At 37.0% G+C, this 17,248-nt stretch carries 16 protein-coding genes; 12 read left to right on the top strand and 4 right to left on the bottom strand.

The annotated features are described in order from the left end of the window. The first annotated feature begins 118 nt into the window (after positions 1-118). The 11 genes from ACFO3O_RS05885 to ACFO3O_RS05935 all read left to right on the top strand — a co-directional run bounded on the left by ACFO3O_RS05885 (position 119) and on the right by ACFO3O_RS05935 (position 8,645). Positions 119-655 carry an RNA 2'-phosphotransferase gene (locus ACFO3O_RS05885; protein WP_379977627.1) on the top strand — a complete coding sequence of 179 codons (537 nt, stop codon included), beginning with the start codon at positions 119-121 and terminating at the stop codon, positions 653-655. A 1-nt stretch (position 656) separates the two neighbouring features. Continuing rightward, on the top strand, positions 657-1,256 hold the full coding sequence (locus ACFO3O_RS05890) for a macro domain-containing protein (RefSeq protein WP_379977629.1): 600 nt from the start codon (positions 657-659) through the stop codon (positions 1,254-1,256). A 12-nt stretch (positions 1,257-1,268) separates the two neighbouring features. Further along, positions 1,269-2,000 (top strand): metallophosphoesterase family protein, encoded by a 732-nt coding sequence (locus ACFO3O_RS05895; RefSeq protein WP_379977630.1) that lies wholly within the window; start codon positions 1,269-1,271, stop codon positions 1,998-2,000. Positions 2,001-2,053: 53 nt separating this feature from the next. Continuing rightward, positions 2,054-2,878: a TIGR02452 family protein gene (locus tag ACFO3O_RS05900; protein WP_379977631.1), complete on the top strand. Its 825-nt coding sequence runs from the start codon at positions 2,054-2,056 to the stop codon at positions 2,876-2,878. A 15-nt stretch (positions 2,879-2,893) separates the two neighbouring features. Beyond that, the gene (locus ACFO3O_RS05905) at positions 2,894-3,454 is read left to right on the top strand and encodes a prolyl hydroxylase family protein (RefSeq protein ID WP_379977632.1); all 561 of its coding nucleotides are present in this window, start codon (positions 2,894-2,896) and stop codon (positions 3,452-3,454) included. Next, positions 3,444-3,962 carry an O-acetyl-ADP-ribose deacetylase gene (locus ACFO3O_RS05910; protein WP_379977633.1) on the top strand — a complete coding sequence of 173 codons (519 nt, stop codon included), beginning with the start codon at positions 3,444-3,446 and terminating at the stop codon, positions 3,960-3,962. The genes ACFO3O_RS05905 and ACFO3O_RS05910 overlap by 11 nt, the downstream gene beginning before the upstream one ends. Beyond that, a complete protein-coding gene (locus ACFO3O_RS05915) occupies positions 3,952-4,380 on the top strand; it encodes an ADP-ribosylation/crystallin J1 (protein ID WP_379977634.1) in 429 nt (142 codons plus the stop codon). Before ACFO3O_RS05910 ends, ACFO3O_RS05915 begins: the two co-directional genes overlap by 11 nt. Beyond that, the gene (locus ACFO3O_RS05920; protein WP_379977635.1) at positions 4,355-4,996 is read left to right on the top strand and encodes a DUF4291 domain-containing protein; all 642 of its coding nucleotides are present in this window, start codon (positions 4,355-4,357) and stop codon (positions 4,994-4,996) included. The genes ACFO3O_RS05915 and ACFO3O_RS05920 overlap by 26 nt, the downstream gene beginning before the upstream one ends. A 112-nt stretch (positions 4,997-5,108) precedes the next feature. Beyond that, on the top strand, positions 5,109-5,777 hold the full coding sequence (locus ACFO3O_RS05925) for a succinate dehydrogenase cytochrome b subunit (protein WP_379977636.1): 669 nt from the start codon (positions 5,109-5,111) through the stop codon (positions 5,775-5,777). Positions 5,778-5,786: 9 nt separating this feature from the next. Then, on the top strand, positions 5,787-7,697 hold the full coding sequence (locus tag ACFO3O_RS05930) for a fumarate reductase/succinate dehydrogenase flavoprotein subunit (protein ID WP_379977637.1): 1,911 nt from the start codon (positions 5,787-5,789) through the stop codon (positions 7,695-7,697). Positions 7,698-7,901: 204 nt separating this feature from the next. Further along, positions 7,902-8,645: a succinate dehydrogenase/fumarate reductase iron-sulfur subunit gene (locus ACFO3O_RS05935; RefSeq protein WP_379977638.1), complete on the top strand. Its 744-nt coding sequence runs from the start codon at positions 7,902-7,904 to the stop codon at positions 8,643-8,645. Positions 8,646-8,674: 29 nt separating this feature from the next. Here ACFO3O_RS05935 and ACFO3O_RS05940 read toward each other — a convergent pair whose 3' ends face one another. From ACFO3O_RS05940 to ACFO3O_RS05955, 4 genes are all read right to left on the bottom strand, one after another. Further along, positions 8,675-9,418 carry an acyl-CoA desaturase gene (locus ACFO3O_RS05940; RefSeq protein WP_379977639.1) on the bottom strand — a complete coding sequence of 248 codons (744 nt, stop codon included), beginning with the start codon at positions 9,416-9,418 and terminating at the stop codon, positions 8,675-8,677. A 75-nt stretch (positions 9,419-9,493) separates the two neighbouring features. Next, the gene (locus ACFO3O_RS05945) at positions 9,494-10,102 is read right to left on the bottom strand and encodes a Crp/Fnr family transcriptional regulator (protein WP_379977640.1); all 609 of its coding nucleotides are present in this window, start codon (positions 10,100-10,102) and stop codon (positions 9,494-9,496) included. Positions 10,103-10,253: 151 nt separating this feature from the next. Then, the gene (locus ACFO3O_RS05950; protein ID WP_379977641.1) at positions 10,254-10,871 is read right to left on the bottom strand and encodes an HD domain-containing protein; all 618 of its coding nucleotides are present in this window, start codon (positions 10,869-10,871) and stop codon (positions 10,254-10,256) included. 52 nt (positions 10,872-10,923) lie between these two features. Then, positions 10,924-11,505 carry a Crp/Fnr family transcriptional regulator gene (locus ACFO3O_RS05955; protein WP_379977642.1) on the bottom strand — a complete coding sequence of 194 codons (582 nt, stop codon included), beginning with the start codon at positions 11,503-11,505 and terminating at the stop codon, positions 10,924-10,926. 343 nt (positions 11,506-11,848) lie between these two features. On the opposite strand from ACFO3O_RS05955, the gene ACFO3O_RS05960 reads away from it, so the two are divergent. Beyond that, entirely contained in the window at positions 11,849-17,206 is a 5,358-nt protein-coding gene (locus ACFO3O_RS05960) for a DUF7379 domain-containing protein (protein WP_379977643.1), read from the top strand. Positions 17,207-17,248 lie beyond the last annotated feature (42 nt).

Genomic DNA, 17,248 nt, shown 5'->3' on the forward strand with positions numbered 1-17,248 from the left:
ACACAGAAGTTTATGCTGAGTACGCTTTCGCGAAAGCGGATAAAGAAACAGTTGATACTGAATAAAACAACGTGATATCAACAAAAATAGCATACAAGTGCTATTAAAAATTAAAATAATGAATACAAAACATATACCTAAATTTCTAAGTCTCGTACTTAGGCACAATCCCGATACGCTTGGGATTACACTCGATGAGCAAGGATGGACAGAGGTCGATACCTTGCTTCAAAAAATGACTTCACAAGGCAAAAAAGTAACCATGGATCGATTGAAAGAGGTCGTGGCAACCAATGATAAAAAACGTTTTGCTTTTAACGAAGATGAAACCAAAATAAGAGCAAGTCAAGGACATTCTGTGGCTGTTGATTTGAAGTATGAAGCCATCATGCCACCAGCGTTTTTATACCATGGTACGGTACCAAAATTTCTAAAAGATATCCAACAACAAGGATTACAAAAGATGAGTCGGCTTCATGTACATTTGAGTGAGGATAGAGAGACCGCTTTGCGCGTAGGTGCTAGGCGAGGCGTCCCTACCATTTTGACAATACGGTCAGGTGCTATGCATCAAGATGGATATGAATTTTACAAATCAGAAAACAATGTTTGGTTAACAGATACTGTTCCTGCTGACTATATAAATCTAAAATAAAATGAATATTAAACTTGTATATATAGAAGACAATTTAGGAAAAGAATGGAAAGCCTATTTTTCTGATTGTAAAGATGTTGAAATCATCAAAGGTGATATTACGTTACTAAAAAGTGATGCCATTGTGAGTCCTGCAAATTCATTTGGATTTATGGATGGTAGTTTAGATTATGTATTATCTGAACGATTTGGTTGGAATATTCAAGAAAACCTACAAGAGCAAATTTATAACTCTGATGAAGGAGAACTTTTAGTAGGACAAACAATTACTTTAGAAACAGGAGATGCCGAAGTTCCTTATTTAATTTCGGCGCCTACAATGCGAGTACCGATGAATTTTAATATTGCTACCTCTGTAAATCCTTATTTAGCGATGAAAGCAATATTGATTGCCTGCAAAAAACACCCTCAGATTGACTCTGTAAGTATTCCAGGGCTATGTACAGGATGCGGCAGAATGCCACATCATATTGCTGCAAAGCAAATGTTTTTAGCTTATGAGGAAATCATTTTAGAAAAAAAACGGGTTTATAAAGAATTTGGAGATGCGCAACGTTTCCAATACGAGCTTAATGAAAATGGATTAATTTGGCATCATTAGAAAACTATAAAAATGAAACGAACACTAGCAATAGGTGATATACACGGCGGATATAAAGCATTACTTCAAGTACTGGAAAAGGCAAAAGTGACTCCAGAAGACACCCTTATTTTTCTGGGAGATTATGTAGACGGTTGGAGTGAGTCGGCGCAAACGGTAGAAAAACTGTTAGGCTTAACGAGTACCAATACCTGTATATTCATACGCGGGAATCATGATCTATGGTGTAGTTTATGGCTAAATAAAGGGGCAACGAATCCCATTTGGTTGGCACATGGAGGTAAAGAAACCATAGAAAGCTATGTGAAAACAGGATTGCTAACAAACCATCGGCACAAAGCGTTTTTTAACCAATTGCAGGATTATTACATCGACTCAGAAAATCGACTCTTTCTTCATGCAGGATTCACGTCTATGCATGGTGTATTAAAAGAAGAGTATGCCTCTAACTATTATTTTGACAGAACGTTATGGGAAGCGGCATTATTAGCAGAAAACATTGCTTCAGACATTCTAAAAAAGAATCCACCTCAACGTTTTGTACATTATAATGAAATATACATCGGTCATACGCCTACCACCAATTATCAGGAAACAACGCCTATGAAAGCACATAACGTGTATAATGTAGACACAGGTGCCGCTTTTAAAGGCAGGTTAACGATTATGGATATAGATACCAAAGAATTTTGGCAAAGCGATACCTTAACATCGCTGTATCCGGATGAGAAGGGGAGGAATTAAAGAATCATATAGGTTTGTTTTATAACCTCTGTGAGCATTAAAAGAGAAGAAAAATGCAAAAATCATCACGAAAAATAACAGCAAAAGAAACCTTAGCAATCATAGAGCAAGGATTTTATATAAATAAGCATAAAGAAAAAGTCGACATAAAAGCAATACAACAAAATGCTGTATTTAATACGGTATTTCATACATCAGAAGCTCTCGATGAAATGTTAGCTGCTAAAACAATAACAGCTGCCTATGAAACTATTTTTGAAGTCGTAGAAGAAACTACGATTCAAGGGATTTTAAGAAATGTCTCAGAAGGATATACCAATCCTATGTGTCTAAATTTTGCTTCCGCGAAAAACCCCGGAGGTGGTTTTTTCAATGGAGCGCAAGCTCAGGAAGAAAGTATCGCACGATCATCAGGCTTGTATCCTTGTCAGATGTCAGCATTTGAATTTTATGAAACGCATAGAGCCATGAAGTCTTGTATGTATACCGACGGCATGATTTACAGTCCTGAAGTACCCATTGTAAGAAAAGATAACGGAGAATTATTAGATAGCCCTGTATTCAGTTCTATAATCACTTCTACAGCTGTAAATACGGGGGTAGTCAAGAGATTTGAAATAGAACGGATGTCAGAAATTGAAGGAATTATGAGAAAAAGGATAGACAAGGTTTTAGGTTTGTCAGCCATAAATAATCATACAGTATTAATTCTTGGTGCCTGGGGATGTGGGGTCTTTCAAAATGATCCACAGATGATTGCTCATTTATTTTCTGAATTATTGAAGACTACATACAAAAGGGTATTTGAAAAAGTAGTTTTCTCGATTTATTCAAAAAATAAGAAGTTTATCGAAGCATTTCAAAATGAGTTTGTTTAAAATACAATAGTCTCTATGAAAACAATACAAACATTAACAGATACAATATGGACCATAGATCAATTTCTATCAGATAGGGAATGTGATGATTTGATACTGTTTAGTGAGCAAAAAGGCTATTCAGAAGCAGATGTAGGTTTAAAAACGGGCGCAAAAATGATGAAGAACGTGAGAGACAACTATCGTTTGATTCATGAAGACATAAAGCTCAGTGCTGATTTATGGAAAATTGCAATAGGAACACACCCATTTATTGTTGACGGAATATCACCTTTAGGTTTAAATGAACGGTTTCGTTTTTATCGCTATGAAGCGGGACAGCGTTTCAAAAGGCATATAGATGGTCGTTTTAAACGTAATGATACAGAAGAAAGTAGAATTACCTTTATGATATATCTAAATGATAATTATATAGGTGGAGAAACTAGATTTAACGATGTGACCATACAGCCACGTAAAGGCAGGGCATTATTTTTTATTCATGAACAAAAACATGAAAGCCGCCCCATAACTGATGGAGTAAAATATGTTTTAAGAAGTGATGTCATGTATACTATTCAAACCCATGAAAATTAAACTCATACAATCAGATATTACAACCTTACGAGTGGATGCGATTGTAAATGCCGCCAACTCATCATTGTTAGGAGGCTCTGGGGTTGACGGTGCAATTCATAGAAAGGGAGGCCCTGCTATTTTAGAAGCGTGTCAGGAAATACGAGCAACCCAAGGTAAGTGCAACGTAGGGGAAGCGGTGATCACTACAGCAGGGGATTTACCTGCACAGTATGTAATTCATACGGTAGGTCCCGTTTGGAATCAAGGAGGGAAAGAAAAAGAAGAACTCCTTAAAAACTGTTATAAAAATAGTATGCATCTCGCTATAGAAAACAAGGTGAAAACAATCGCTTTTCCTTGTATTAGTACAGGCATTTATAAATTCCCAAAAGAACTAGCAGCTACAATCGCGATAGAAACTATAAAAAACTATAAAAATCAAACGATCATAGAGGAAGTGATTTTTGTTTGTTTTACACATGAAGATTATGCCATTTATGACCGTATAGTAAACAATGAAAACTAACACATTATATCGCCCAATAGGATTAAAAGAATTGGAATTAATTCTTGAAACCGATTTTTCTGCATTTCCACCGAGATTGGAGTGGCAACCTATCTTTTATCCAGTACTTAATGAAGTGTATGCTATAGAAATTGCTACCAAATGGAATCTAGATGATGAGGGATCTGGATATGCAGGCTTTGTCACTGCTTTTGAAGTTGATCCTGAATTTCTATCGACATTTAAAATAGAAAATGTTGGAGGTCCTATTCACAATGAATTATGGGTGCCTGCCGAAGAATTAGAAACTTTTAATTCAAAAATTATAGGAAAAATTAGAATTACAAAAATGTATTTTGGAACTCGTTATCAATATCCAGAAAATGAAGCGTTAAAAGCATTCATTAAAAATTATGAAACTACAGCTAAAACCCTATAAAGAACAACTCGAAGATTGGCCGCAAACAGGTCAACATATCATGGCGCAATACGATGAAGAAAAAGTAATTGTGTATCAATCCTATCGACCCGAAATTGGACATTTTGCGACGCAACATCAATATTTTGGTGGACCCTTTAGTCTTTCTAGAATGACATGGATTAAACCCAATTTTCTGTGGATGATGTATCGCAACGGCTGGGGAACCAAAGAAGGGCAAGAAGTGGTATTAGCCGTTCATCTAAAAAGAGAAGCCTTTGAGCGCTATCTTTCGCTTGCCGTATATTCTAATTATCAAAAAAGCATATACGAAACCAAAGAAATGTGGCAAAAGGCTGTTAAAAGCTCTAATATCCGCTTACAATGGGATCCTGATCACGATCCGTATGGAGCAAAACTTGCACGAAGAGCGATCCAAATAGGGATTAGAAATAAAGAAATTGAAGCTTATGCCAAAGACGACCTCCTAGAAATAGAAGATATCTCTGCGTATGTCAGCGAACAATACACGCATGTGCGTGCGCACAAGCTTGATCAATTAGTACTTCCTGTAGAATGTCCGTATATTCCTAAAGACCCAGAAGTGTCAAAGCGTTTGCAATTAACAAGTGTCTGAATACATCTACCTAGATAAGGTCATAAAGGTTTCTTTTTAGAGATAAAAGACAACCGCAAGAGATTAGAAGATATGCAAGACTTGTTCTATATTTACTAAATATCATTTGAACATGGCATTAAATCCACTTTTCTTCAGAAAAACACTCGTTGCAGGAACAGGGCTTTTCTTGTGTATTTTTCTTATCGTTCATCTTTCTGCCAATTGTATCTTATTGCTACCGGAAGATATGGCTAGAGAACTCTATAATTCCTATTCTACAACCTTAAGGGAGAGTCTATTAATTAAAATAGTAGCCTATCTATTGTACCTATCCATCATTCTACATGTTGTATATGCATTGCTTATCACCCTTAGGAATAGAAAAGCAAAGCCACAAAAATATGTGGTAAATCATACCAAAGATAACAGCACATGGACTTCGCAAAATATGGGAATTATAGGGACACTCATTTTACTTTTTATCATCATTCATCTGGCTAATTTTTGGGCCCGTATCAAACTAGGTATTGGTGAAAGCCCAGGATTTGATGCCACTGGGAATATTGATGTCTATGAAGTAACGTATAGTCTTTTCCAGAATATATATTATGTGATTTTCTATACGTTACTAATGATTCCATTAGGGTTACACTTGCATCATGGTCTTAAGAGTGCCTTTAAAACACTGGGGTTTTATCATAAGAAAGGATTAAAAATACTAGCAAAAATATCCCTTGTCTATGCCGCTATCATGGCTATAGGTTTTGGGATTATCCCATGTGTTGTGTACCTCAAATAGCTACTCATAATGAAATTAGATTCAAAAATACCTGAAGGAAGATTAGAAGATAAGTGGCGTAACTATCAAGTAAAAGCGCAACTGATCAATCCTACGAATAAAAAGAAACTCAATGTGATTGTCGTAGGCTCTGGACTTTCAGGAGCTGGAGCTGCAGCGACACTTGCTGAGTTAGGATATGATGTGCAGTGTTTTTGCTATCAAGATTCAGCACGAAGAGCACATTCTGTAGCAGCTCAAGGAGGCATTAATGCAGCAAAAAATTATCAGCATGATGGCGATAGTGTTTGGAGAATGTTTTACGATACATTAAAAGGCGGTGATTTTAGATCTAGAGAGGCCAACGTATATCGATTGGCTGAACTATCGGCACCCCTTATTGACCATTTTGTACAGCAAGGCGTCCCATTTGCAAGAGAATACGGTGGCGTACTTGTCAATAGAAGTTTTGGCGGTGTGCAAGTACAGCGTACCTTTTATGCTAGAGGACAGACAGGACAGCAATTATTGCTGGCCGCTTACTCTCAACTTTACAAAATGATTCGTGCTAAAAAAGTACAGATGTTTCCTCGTAGTGAAATGATGGATTTGGTGGTCATTGACGGAAAAGCAAAAGGAATTATTGTCCGTGATCTTGTTACGGGTGAATTAAAACGATATGCAGCAGATGCTGTGGTATTGGCTACAGGAGGCTATTCACGAGTTTTCAGGTTATCTACCCTCGCGATTGGATGTAATGGAAGTGCGCTATGGAAAGCCCATAAACGCGGCGCTTATTTTGCAGCCCCTAGTTTTACACAAATTCATCCTACTGCCTTACCTCAATCGAGCGAGGCACAATCCAAACTGACCTTAATGTCTGAGTCTTTGCGAAATGATGGACGTATCTGGGTACCTACACAAAAGGCAGATACGCGTAAAGCCAATGATATTCCCGAAGAAGAACGAGATTATTATTTAGAACGTCGGTATCCTAGCTTCGGAAACTTAGCGCCGAGAGATATTGCCTCTCGCGCAGCAAAAGAGCGGATTGATGCGGGCTATGGCGTTGGAAGACTTAAAAATGCAGTCTATCTAGATTTTAAAGATGCCATTGAGAAATTCGGATTAGACACGATCAAAGATCGGTATGGGAATCTCTTTACCATGTATAAAAAGATTACTGGAATTGATGCCTACAAAGAACCTATGCAGATTTCCCCAGCAGCACATTTTTCGATGGGAGGGTTATGGGTAGATTATGAATTGATGACCACCATTCCTGGGCTGTATGCTATTGGAGAGTGTAATTTTTCAGATCACGGAGCGAATCGACTCGGCGCTAACTCCCTGTTACAGGCAAGTATTGATGGCTATTTCGTATTACCCAATACGATTAACAATTACCTAGCAGGCGTTCTCAAAGAAGAGCATCCTAGTACAAACCATCCAGAATTTGATAAGGTAGAACAGGAGGTTAAACAGCATATTGAGCATATTTTAAAGATTAACGGCACCAAAACAGTCGATCATTTTCACAGGGAATTAGGTAAAATAATGTGGCGAGAATGTGCCATGAGTCGCAACAAAATAGGGTTGGAAGATGCTATCAAAAAAATAACGGTACTTCAAGAAGATTTTTGGAAAGAGGTGAAGGTGACAGGCAAAAGCGACGGAATGAATACAGAGCTTGAAAAAGCCTATCGTCTAGCAGATTTTATAGAACTCGGAATTTTGATGTGCAAAGATGCGTTGGAGCGCGAAGAGTCCTGCGGTGCTCACTTTAGAGAAGAGTACCAAACTGAAGAGGGTGAAGCAGTTCGCGTAGATGACGCGTATATGTATGTTTCCGCTTGGGAGTATAAGAAGGGTGATTTTACATTACATAAAGAGATGCTAGCGTTTGAAAATGTAACCCCTAGTGTACGTAGCTATAAATAGGGTCTCGTTGAGTACGCTTTCGCGAAAGCGTACACACAAACAACCCTACAGAAATAAAGGATATTAAACCATAGATCCCGCTAGATACTGAAACAAGTTCAGTAAACAGCAGGATTAGCCTGCCTGCCGGCATAGGCAGGTTCAACTAGCTATTTTGAATTCGTCCTTTGGACTTTTCAAAACAGCGTTTCACTAATAAAAAATATGAAAGTAACGTTTAAAATATGGCGACAAGACGGCCCTAAAGACAAAGGATCACTGAAAAGCTATCCTGTAGATGGCTTAACGGAGGATATGTCTTTTTTAGAAGCCCTTGATCATCTCAACGAGCAACTTGTATTACAAGATGAAGAAGTGATTGCCTATGAATATGATTGTCGAGAAGGTATTTGCGGTCAGTGTGGGGTCTTTATAAATGGGCGCGCCCACGGACCTCACCCTAATGTGACGACTTGCCAACTCCACATGCGTAGTTTTCAAGATGGGGATACGATTGTTGTTGAACCTTGGCGGGCAGCTTCTTTTCCTATCATTAAAGACTTAATCGTAGACCGTTCTGCCTTTGATCGTATTATAGAAAAAGGGGCGTATATCAGTGCAAAAACGGGTACAGCGCCAGAAGCGAATGCTATTTTAATCCCTAAAGAAATTTCAGATCAGGCGATGGATGCGGCAGCATGTATCGGTTGTGGCGCTTGTGTAGCAACGTGTAAAAATGCATCGGCAGCCTTATTTACAGCAGCAAAGATTAATCACTTAAACAAACTACCCCAAGGAAAACCAGAACAACACAGGCGTGTCAAAGAGATGACTTATCAGATGAAAGAAGAAGGTTTTGGAAGCTGTACGTTTACTGGGGCTTGTGAAGTAGAATGTCCGGAAGGAATTTCTATTACCAATATAGCCGAAATGAATGCAAGAAATCTAAAAGCAACACTATTTGGGTAATGGGTGATGCTTTGAAAACTATCAACCTATTACGCCTTAATAGCACTCATTTTAAGTTGGATAACACCAATATTGTGTAGCAAACGCATAATGAGATAAGTGACATCGATTTCATACCAATGTACGCCACCAAAATTAGCTCTTGTGCTGTGTTTATGATGATTGTTATGATAGGCTTCGCCCATCATTAAGAAATCAAATCGGAATAAGTTTTTAGAGGTATCTGTCGTTTTAAAATTCACATACCCATAAATATGTCCAAACCAATTGATGATCACACCATGAATAGGCGCCATCAAGAATAAAACAGGTAATAATAGCCATTGCCACCAAGTCGTGGTTAAAAATGCAAAAAGCAGTGTGTAGGTAATGATCCAAAAAATACGAGAACCACGAGATCCTGCAAATTGATCAAAACGTTTCCACTGCGGGATATTTTTGGTAAATTTTTGATGTACCGTAATCCGTTTATTATTAATGTCCTGATAGATGTTTTTGGTTTTCCACATCATCGCAAATAGCGTGTTGTCATAGGTCGGAGAATGCGGATCTTTCTCCGTGTCTGTATACGCATGATGCATGCGATGCATAATCCCATAGCCATACGCACTTAGATAGCTAGGACCTTGGCAAATCCATGTAAGGATAAACGTAATTTTCTCAGCTGTTTTAGACATCGTATACGTCTGATGTGCCGCATATCTATGTAGAAAAAAGGATTGAAAAAACAAACTTGCATACCACAAGAACCCCACTAGAATAAGGATTGCCATAACTTTTTTTTACAAAGTTACAGTCGATACAAGCATCCCACAATGAACCTAGGTTAACTAATACATCACGTAGATTTATAATTTGCTTGGTATAATCCGTTTCCGAATACGACTCAATGCTTGTGGTGTGACGCCAATGTAGGAACTAATATACTTTAAAGGGATTTCCTTAATGACTTCGGGGCGGTTTTTAAAAAGGTCTAGATACCGTTCTTCAGCAGTATAATTCAATAAGGTTTGTTCTCTTTTGGATTTGATAAGAAATAAGCGTTCGGCGGTGAGTCTTCCGATGAGATTGCCAATTTGAGTAGTGCTGTACACCTCTTGTAAATCATCATACGTGATACTTAGAAGCGTCGTATTGTTGAGGGTTTGAAGTTCGTACAGCGATGGTCTACGGGTTAAAAACGAATCGTACGCACTGATAAATTGCTCTTTAAAACTAAACCCAAAAGTGATTTCCTTACTAGGTTCTGATTTTGGAATATAGAGCCGCACAATGCCCGATACGATAAAAGAGATGTGATTTTCTACAGTACCTACGGGTAAAAAAATAGTTTTTTTCGGAAGCTCACGTCTGATGAGTTTAGAAGAAAAGAAATTCCAATCCGTATCGGTGAGTTCTGAAATCTGATTCAAATAGTTTCGTACAGCTTCTAAGGCTATTTCAGGGGTGTTCTTCATGAGTATGCAAGATACATAACCACTCGAAAATGTATGAATACTTTAGAATGATTTATGATTCTTTTAGTTGATTTTTCACACGCTTTCGCGAACCTGCCTTGCCGGCAGGCAGGAGCGTATACGCCATTATCTATATCTGAAAAATAATAACTTACAAACGATCTAATTCCTCTTGCATATTCACCCGCGCCTGTTTTTCATACAATTTTCGATATTTTTGGGTGTAAAAAATGAATGATTTGGCAAGCGTTTCTAGTAAAAACCGTTTGCGACCACGTTTATAAAGGAACAATGGTATGTTCTTATATTCTTTTCTAACTGCTTTGTAATAATCAGTGTATTTTTCTGGAGAGGCGCCTAGAATTGATAGATCCATATCAAGGAATAACTGCGCCAATGAATCATCAGCGATATGCGTAGCTGTCGCAAGAATTATGATTTCTATCTGCTCACGAAGCGACCTTTTTACATTAAGTTTTTCTAACCATAGTTGGGCAAATTGAGCACTCTTGATTTCATTTTCTTTAGAAACACTATTGTAAATAACATCATGAAATAAGGCCACGTGCGCGAGTATTATTGTTTCTACATCAGATAGCCCTGCTTTTTTAATGTGCGTAAATAAATCATTCACATGCCCTAAGGTGTGATAATACCTACTAGCATGGGTATACTGTTTTTCTACTTCTTCAAAACATGCGATGGTAGTTTCGCTCTCAGTGAGTTGAGAAAGTTTGAGCCAGTCAAGGTATGTATTTTTGTTTTCCATAGTTCAAAGTTGAGCATTATAACAATGATGGGCATTGATGTATGGTAAGATTTTAAAGCTGTTTCCGTATCCGGCTCAAAGATTCTGGCGTAATACCTAAATAGGAGGCAATATAGTGATGTGGAATCCTATTCAGTAACGATGGATATAGTTGTATAAAAGCCCTATAGCGATCTGTTGCGGTTTGATATTGTAGAGATTCGATTCGCTCCATGGCTAGGACATAATTATACTCAGCCATGCGCCTTCCAAAGGTATGTAACGATGGACTTTTGTCGTAAAGGGATGTCCAATCTTTGTACGATACCGATAGTACTGTGCCTGGAAGGATACATTCAACAATCTCTACACTAGGTTTTTGAGTAAGAAGACTCACAAAGGAAGCTACAAAAGGATTTCTGGATTCATAATTAAAATAACTCGTGATCTCTTTGCCATCTTCAATGCGGTAGACTCTATAAACTCCTGAAACTACAAAACGTAAGGTGTTGCAGACTTGTCCTTGTTTTATAAGTATGTCATATTTGTGATAGGTCTCTAGAGAAAGGATATTTTCAATAGCTGCCTGATCTGTATGGGAAAGTTCCACTGTAGAGGAAATAAAGTCAAATAGTGTTTTTGAAGGGATAGACATCGTATAAATATAATTAATAATTTATTGGGTATGCTCCTGCCGGCAGGCAGGTTCGCGAAAGCGTACTCAGAAAAATACCTCTTATCTTGTATGGTCCTGTATTCTTTAAAAACATAGTATTGAATACTCAAAAGTTGGTAAAGGGTCAATTACTCGAAAAATTTAGGAGCTTATAGAATAACGCAAAGTAATAAGCAGTTATCTTTTTTTGTATATTTAGGTTCCCTTTTTTAGACAATTCCCCTTTTACTATTTAAAATATCCAAAATAATTTTGGCTATCAATTAAGTGATGGCTCTTTTATTTTGTGATTTTATGTTTTTTTTTAATTAAATACTAGCAGATGATGACTAAAAAAGCAAAATTATACGGTACCAGTGCAAATGCGAAACAGATGAATGTTTCGTTACCTCCTGATGTTGCTTCTATGTTTGAATTAAAGGAGTACATAGAACTCTCAACGACCCGATCACACAGCAAAGAAATCAATGTTGAGTTTGAAGAGAATGATCTTGTCGCTTTACAGTTTTCTGATCAAACAGAATGGATAGGTCATCCAGAAGATATTCAAGAAATATATGATGAACGGGTACTCAAAAAACGATCTGTCACTGAAGGTGACTACGTTTTTGAAACTCAAATTTCTACACAAGCAGATACGAGAGGTTCTGTAAAACAGACAGTTGTTAAGTTCTTTAGCATTTTTAAGCCTAAAAAAAGTGTGGCAGCAACCACCATGGCTGCTTTAGGCGAGAAGTATGACAACAAAGTGCAACCGAATCCAGGACTATACACAATAGACAAAAGCTTTAAAAGAGTTCCCTTCAAAAAAAATAAAGAGCTCACGCATTATTTGCTACTCATACACGGAACGCTTTCTTCTTCTGTAGATGCTTTTGGACAGTTACAAGAGAGTGATACTTGGGATACATTACGGACGCAATACAAGAATAATGTGATCGCTTTTGATCACTATACGTTATCTGAAAGCCCTTTAAAAAATGCTTTAGACTTTTTAAAAGTGTGTCCAGAAAACTGTAGCCTAGATATTATGAGCCATTCTAGAGGAGGACTTGTTGCTGATATTTTGGCAAAATGTGATTATAACAATAACGAAAATCAGGAAGTTGGCTTTAGTAAAAATGAGCAAGATATTTTTCTAAGAAAAAAAGAAAAAGCCATCGCTGAAGGGAAAGAAGAACTTCAAGAATATGATGTAATACAAGAGATCAACAAACTCGCTCTTAAAAAGAAAATTACGGTGAACAAGATCGTTCGCGTGGCAGCACCTGCCAATGGAACAACTATTTTATCTGAGCGTGTCGATCATTTCTTTAATCTTCTATTAAATACCATTTCCTTAGCGTTTGGCATCAAAAATCCCATATATGGAATTGTAAAATCGTTTTTATTAGAGCTGATTAGTCAGAAAGATGACGCAGACGTGCTGCCTGGATTAAATAGTATGATTCCAGGGTCGTTATTTCAAAAAATGCTAAACGCTGCAGATACCAGTGTCGAAAGTGATTTGTATAATATTATTGGAGATTCCGAAGTAGGAGGGGTGTCTTTTGAGTCCTTAAAGGTCATTCTTGCGAATCTTTTTTACAGACAAGCCAATGACTTAGTTGTGGATACGAGTAGTATGGTATATGGGGTAAAGCGTTTGGATGGATATTATCTTTTTACCTCTCAAGATGCTCAGACCAATCACTTTAACTATTTTAAAAATGAAAATTCATGTGAGGCTATTTTAGAAGCCTTAGTCCCATCAAGCAGTGGGGTTAAAAACTTATATACCAAAGAAGTATATGCTCATGGTCAACGTGGTATTTTATTAGATAAACTGTCCATGGCTGGGGTTCGTTTTGAAGAACCAGAAACCATTACTAGAGATGTATTGATTTTAATCCCAGGGATTATGGGATCTACGTTGAGTGCTGCAGGTAAAGATCAGTGGATTCAAATGAGAGCCCTCAATAAAGGGGCTATCGTCGATAAACTTGCTGTGGATGCAAAAAATGTCAAAGCGTCTGGGGTTGTTGAGAAGTTTTACAAACAATTTGGAGATCACTTTTCATCAAAGTATGATGTAGTATCTTATGAGTTTGACTGGCGGAAGTCAGTTTCTGAAGCCGCTGTTGGATTAGAAGCACTTATTAAAAGAATGCTTAAAGCCAATGTAAACGTACATATTGTAGCGCACTCGATGGGAGGACTCTTAGCAAGACAGTTTATGATGGATTTCCCCGAAACATGGAACGCCTTTATACAGCCAAAGAATAATAAATTTGTAATGCTAGGTACCCCTTGGCTAGGGTCTTATCTGATTATGGAAGTCCTCACAGGACATAGCCGACGAGTAAAACAACTCGCTATGATTGATTTTAGGAATGATAAAGAAGATTTACTGAAAATCTTTTGGAAATTTCCTGGCGTGTTTGAGCTCCTGCCCGTAGAAGAAGTCACACAACGTAAGTTTTGGACGGCGACTTTTTGGAATTCCATAAAAAGTAAGGCACACTTAGATATCATTCCAGATGTCTCAGATAATAAGGATTCCTTGTCAAAATTTAATGACTATAGATCCAATGTCATTTCCTTTTTGAAAGACTTGGAAACCGAAGAAAAGAGTGATTTTTTTGATAAGATTTATTATATATGTGGAAAAGCAGACAAAACCGTCTGTGATTATTCCTTTAAAAACCGATTTTTATCATCACACAAAAAACTCGTTTACAAAGCCACTTCGTTTGGAGATGGTAGTGTAACCTGGAAAACAGGGATCCCAAAACAGCTATTACAAAGCAATAATTTGTATTATACAGATATAGGTCACGGGGAACTTGCTAATGAGCCTTCAATTTTTGAGGGTGTCATGGAACTTTTAGAAAGAGGTAAAACCAATAAGCTGAGTACACAGCCTACTTTAAGCAGAGGAGGGGCAGAAGTTATTACAGATGTTCATGAATATGTAGCGCCTTTAGTGGACTCAGAAGCCGTTGTTGATGCTATTTTTGGTACACAAAAACAAAAAAGCGTACCATCAGAAGAATTTCAAGTCACAGTTATTAATGGGGATTTAAAGGAATCATCGTATCCCGTGATGGTAGGACACTTTTTTATGGATCTTATTTTAAGTGCAGAAAAAGCACTAGATGGATATCTTAATGATCGTTTGTCACAGCGTATGGGGATTGGTCATTATCCGGGTAAAATAGGAGAGAGTGAAGTCTTTTTCAACCTCGGCACACAACCTAAAGGAGCCATTATATGCGGTTTAGGATCTTCAGAATCCCTAACACAATTCTTACTCTCTAAAACGGTAAAACTCGCTGCATTAAAATATGCGATGTTTATGCGGGATAACTATACGCTACCAGAAGCAAAAAAATATGCCTCTGGAATCTCTTTCATATTAATGGGAATAGGTTTTGGAAAACTTCCTATTGAAGAATCTATAAAAGGGATTTTATTAGGTGTCGCAAAAGCCAATGAATATTTGAAAAATGAAGGCGCTACACAAGGCTTAAAACCTATTAAAAACATTGAAATTATCAATTATTATGAATCCATAGCAAGCCAAGCGTATTTTATATTAAGTAATATTAGACACGATGATGTACGTATTCCATTTACACTCAACAAGGGAATTATACGAAGAACAGGCGCTAAGAAAAAACAATCTTACACCTCTGATAGTTATGGTAATTGGTATAACTTACACATTACCCATGTAGATAGAGAGGATCATAAAAATGGATTTAAGTATTACGCTTCCAATGGATTAGCTAGAGTAGAAGAAGAGTTTATTGCCATAGATTTTAAGGATATCCAGCATATATTACAAGCACAAGCCCATGTGTCAAAATGGGATCAGCGTTTATCCAACACGCTATTTGCGATGTTAATTCCAAATGATTTTAAAAATGTTTTTAGAAACCAAGGAAACTTAATTATTAAAGTTGATAAAAAGTCGGCAGAGATTCCTTGGGAATTATTACATGATTCCAAAGCGGGGGACATGCCTATTGCCGTGAGTTCGACATTCATTCGACAATTAGTAACTTCTAATAGTGAGCGATTTAATCAAGTCGCATTATATAATAAAAATGTTCTTGTGATTGGAGATCCGATCTATAATGACAACACATTACCAGAACTTCCAGCCGCCAAAGCAGAAGCCGAGAGAGTAACCAAAGCCTTTGATGCATACGCATACAAAACATATCCGCTTATTGGGGCATCATCGTTAGACATTACCAATGAGCTTTACAATGAGCAATATAAGATTATGCACTTTGCAGGGCATGGTCTTTATGATATAGAAAATGGAAAAGTAGGTATCGCGATCGGTGATGGAATTTTCATTGATCCTCAAAAACTACGACAGATAGGATACGTGCCAGAGTTTGTATTTATCAACTGTTGCTACTCAGGGGCAATGAATGCATCAGATGATTCATTCAGTAGAAATCGGTATAAACTAGCTGCCAATGTAGGAACCCAACTTATTGAAATGGGTGTTAAAGCTATCATTATTTCTGGTTGGGCGGTTGATGACGCTGCCGCGAAAGAATTCTCAGAAACTTTTTATGCTAATATGTTCCAAGGCTACAATTTTGGAAACTCCGTTCAGAAAGCCCGTATGGCTTGTTTCCAAAATCATCGCCGTACCAATACTTGGGGTGCTTATCAGTGCTATGGAAACCAATTTTATACGTTCACTAACAGAAAACACAGTAAAAAGGATGCATTAGATTATGTGATAGACTCGCAGGTTCACACTGATTTGGATAACTTATTAAACGAGATCAGAGATCGAAAAAATAATAAAGACAGAACCCTCGAAAAGTTAAATATTTATCTAGAAAAAGCAGAACAATCCAATCTCCTAGACGCGATTGTATTAGAAAAAGAAGCGCTAATTTACAATGAGCTAGATGAATATGAAATTGCATTTCAAAAATTTAAAGAACTCTTTAAATATGGAAAAGGAACCTTTTCTATAGGCGCCTTAGAGCAATATTGTATTATAAAAACAAGGAAGTTTACAAAGAAAACTCTTGAAGAGGATTTACGAGAGATAGAATTTTTATGCCTTATCGGCGAAAACCCAAGCCGATTAAACATCATTGCCAATGCGTATAAGTTTGCTTCTACAAAATTCAGTGTAAGGTCAAAAATTGAAAAAACAAGTGCTATAAGCTACCTCTCTAAAGCATTTGCTAATTATCAGAAAAGTTTTAGCGTTTCTAAAGATCTCTATGATGCTGATTGCTTAGATGCGATTACCAATATGATTTTAATAGGACATATTTTAGAAGGATTAGGGAGTAAAACACTCGTTGATCACTTAAAAACTTGTGAAGCTTTTGAAGGTATTAAAGACGTTAAAACCCATGTGTTAATGCTCTATAAAGATATTGAGACAAAAGAAAGACTCAATGTAGACTTAGACGTCAGAATTAGTATAGCAGAAGCAGAGTATGCGCTATTCCTCTTTAAAAATAATTTTATCGCAGATCCAACATTAGATATCACAACGAAGTTTAAAAATGTATTTCTACAGCTATATAGCCCTAGATATATACAAATAGAATTATTACAAATAGGATTTCTAGAACATTACAACACCGATGAGACCATATCAATGCAGTTAAAACACATGAAAGAAGAAATTAATAAACTCAAACAGTAAATTTTTAGGAAATAGTACTTAAAACACCATTTGATGGCACTT

The sequence above is a fragment of the Dokdonia ponticola genome (assembly GCF_042653865.1).
In the GTDB taxonomy this organism is placed as follows: domain Bacteria; phylum Bacteroidota; class Bacteroidia; order Flavobacteriales; family Flavobacteriaceae; genus Dokdonia; species Dokdonia ponticola.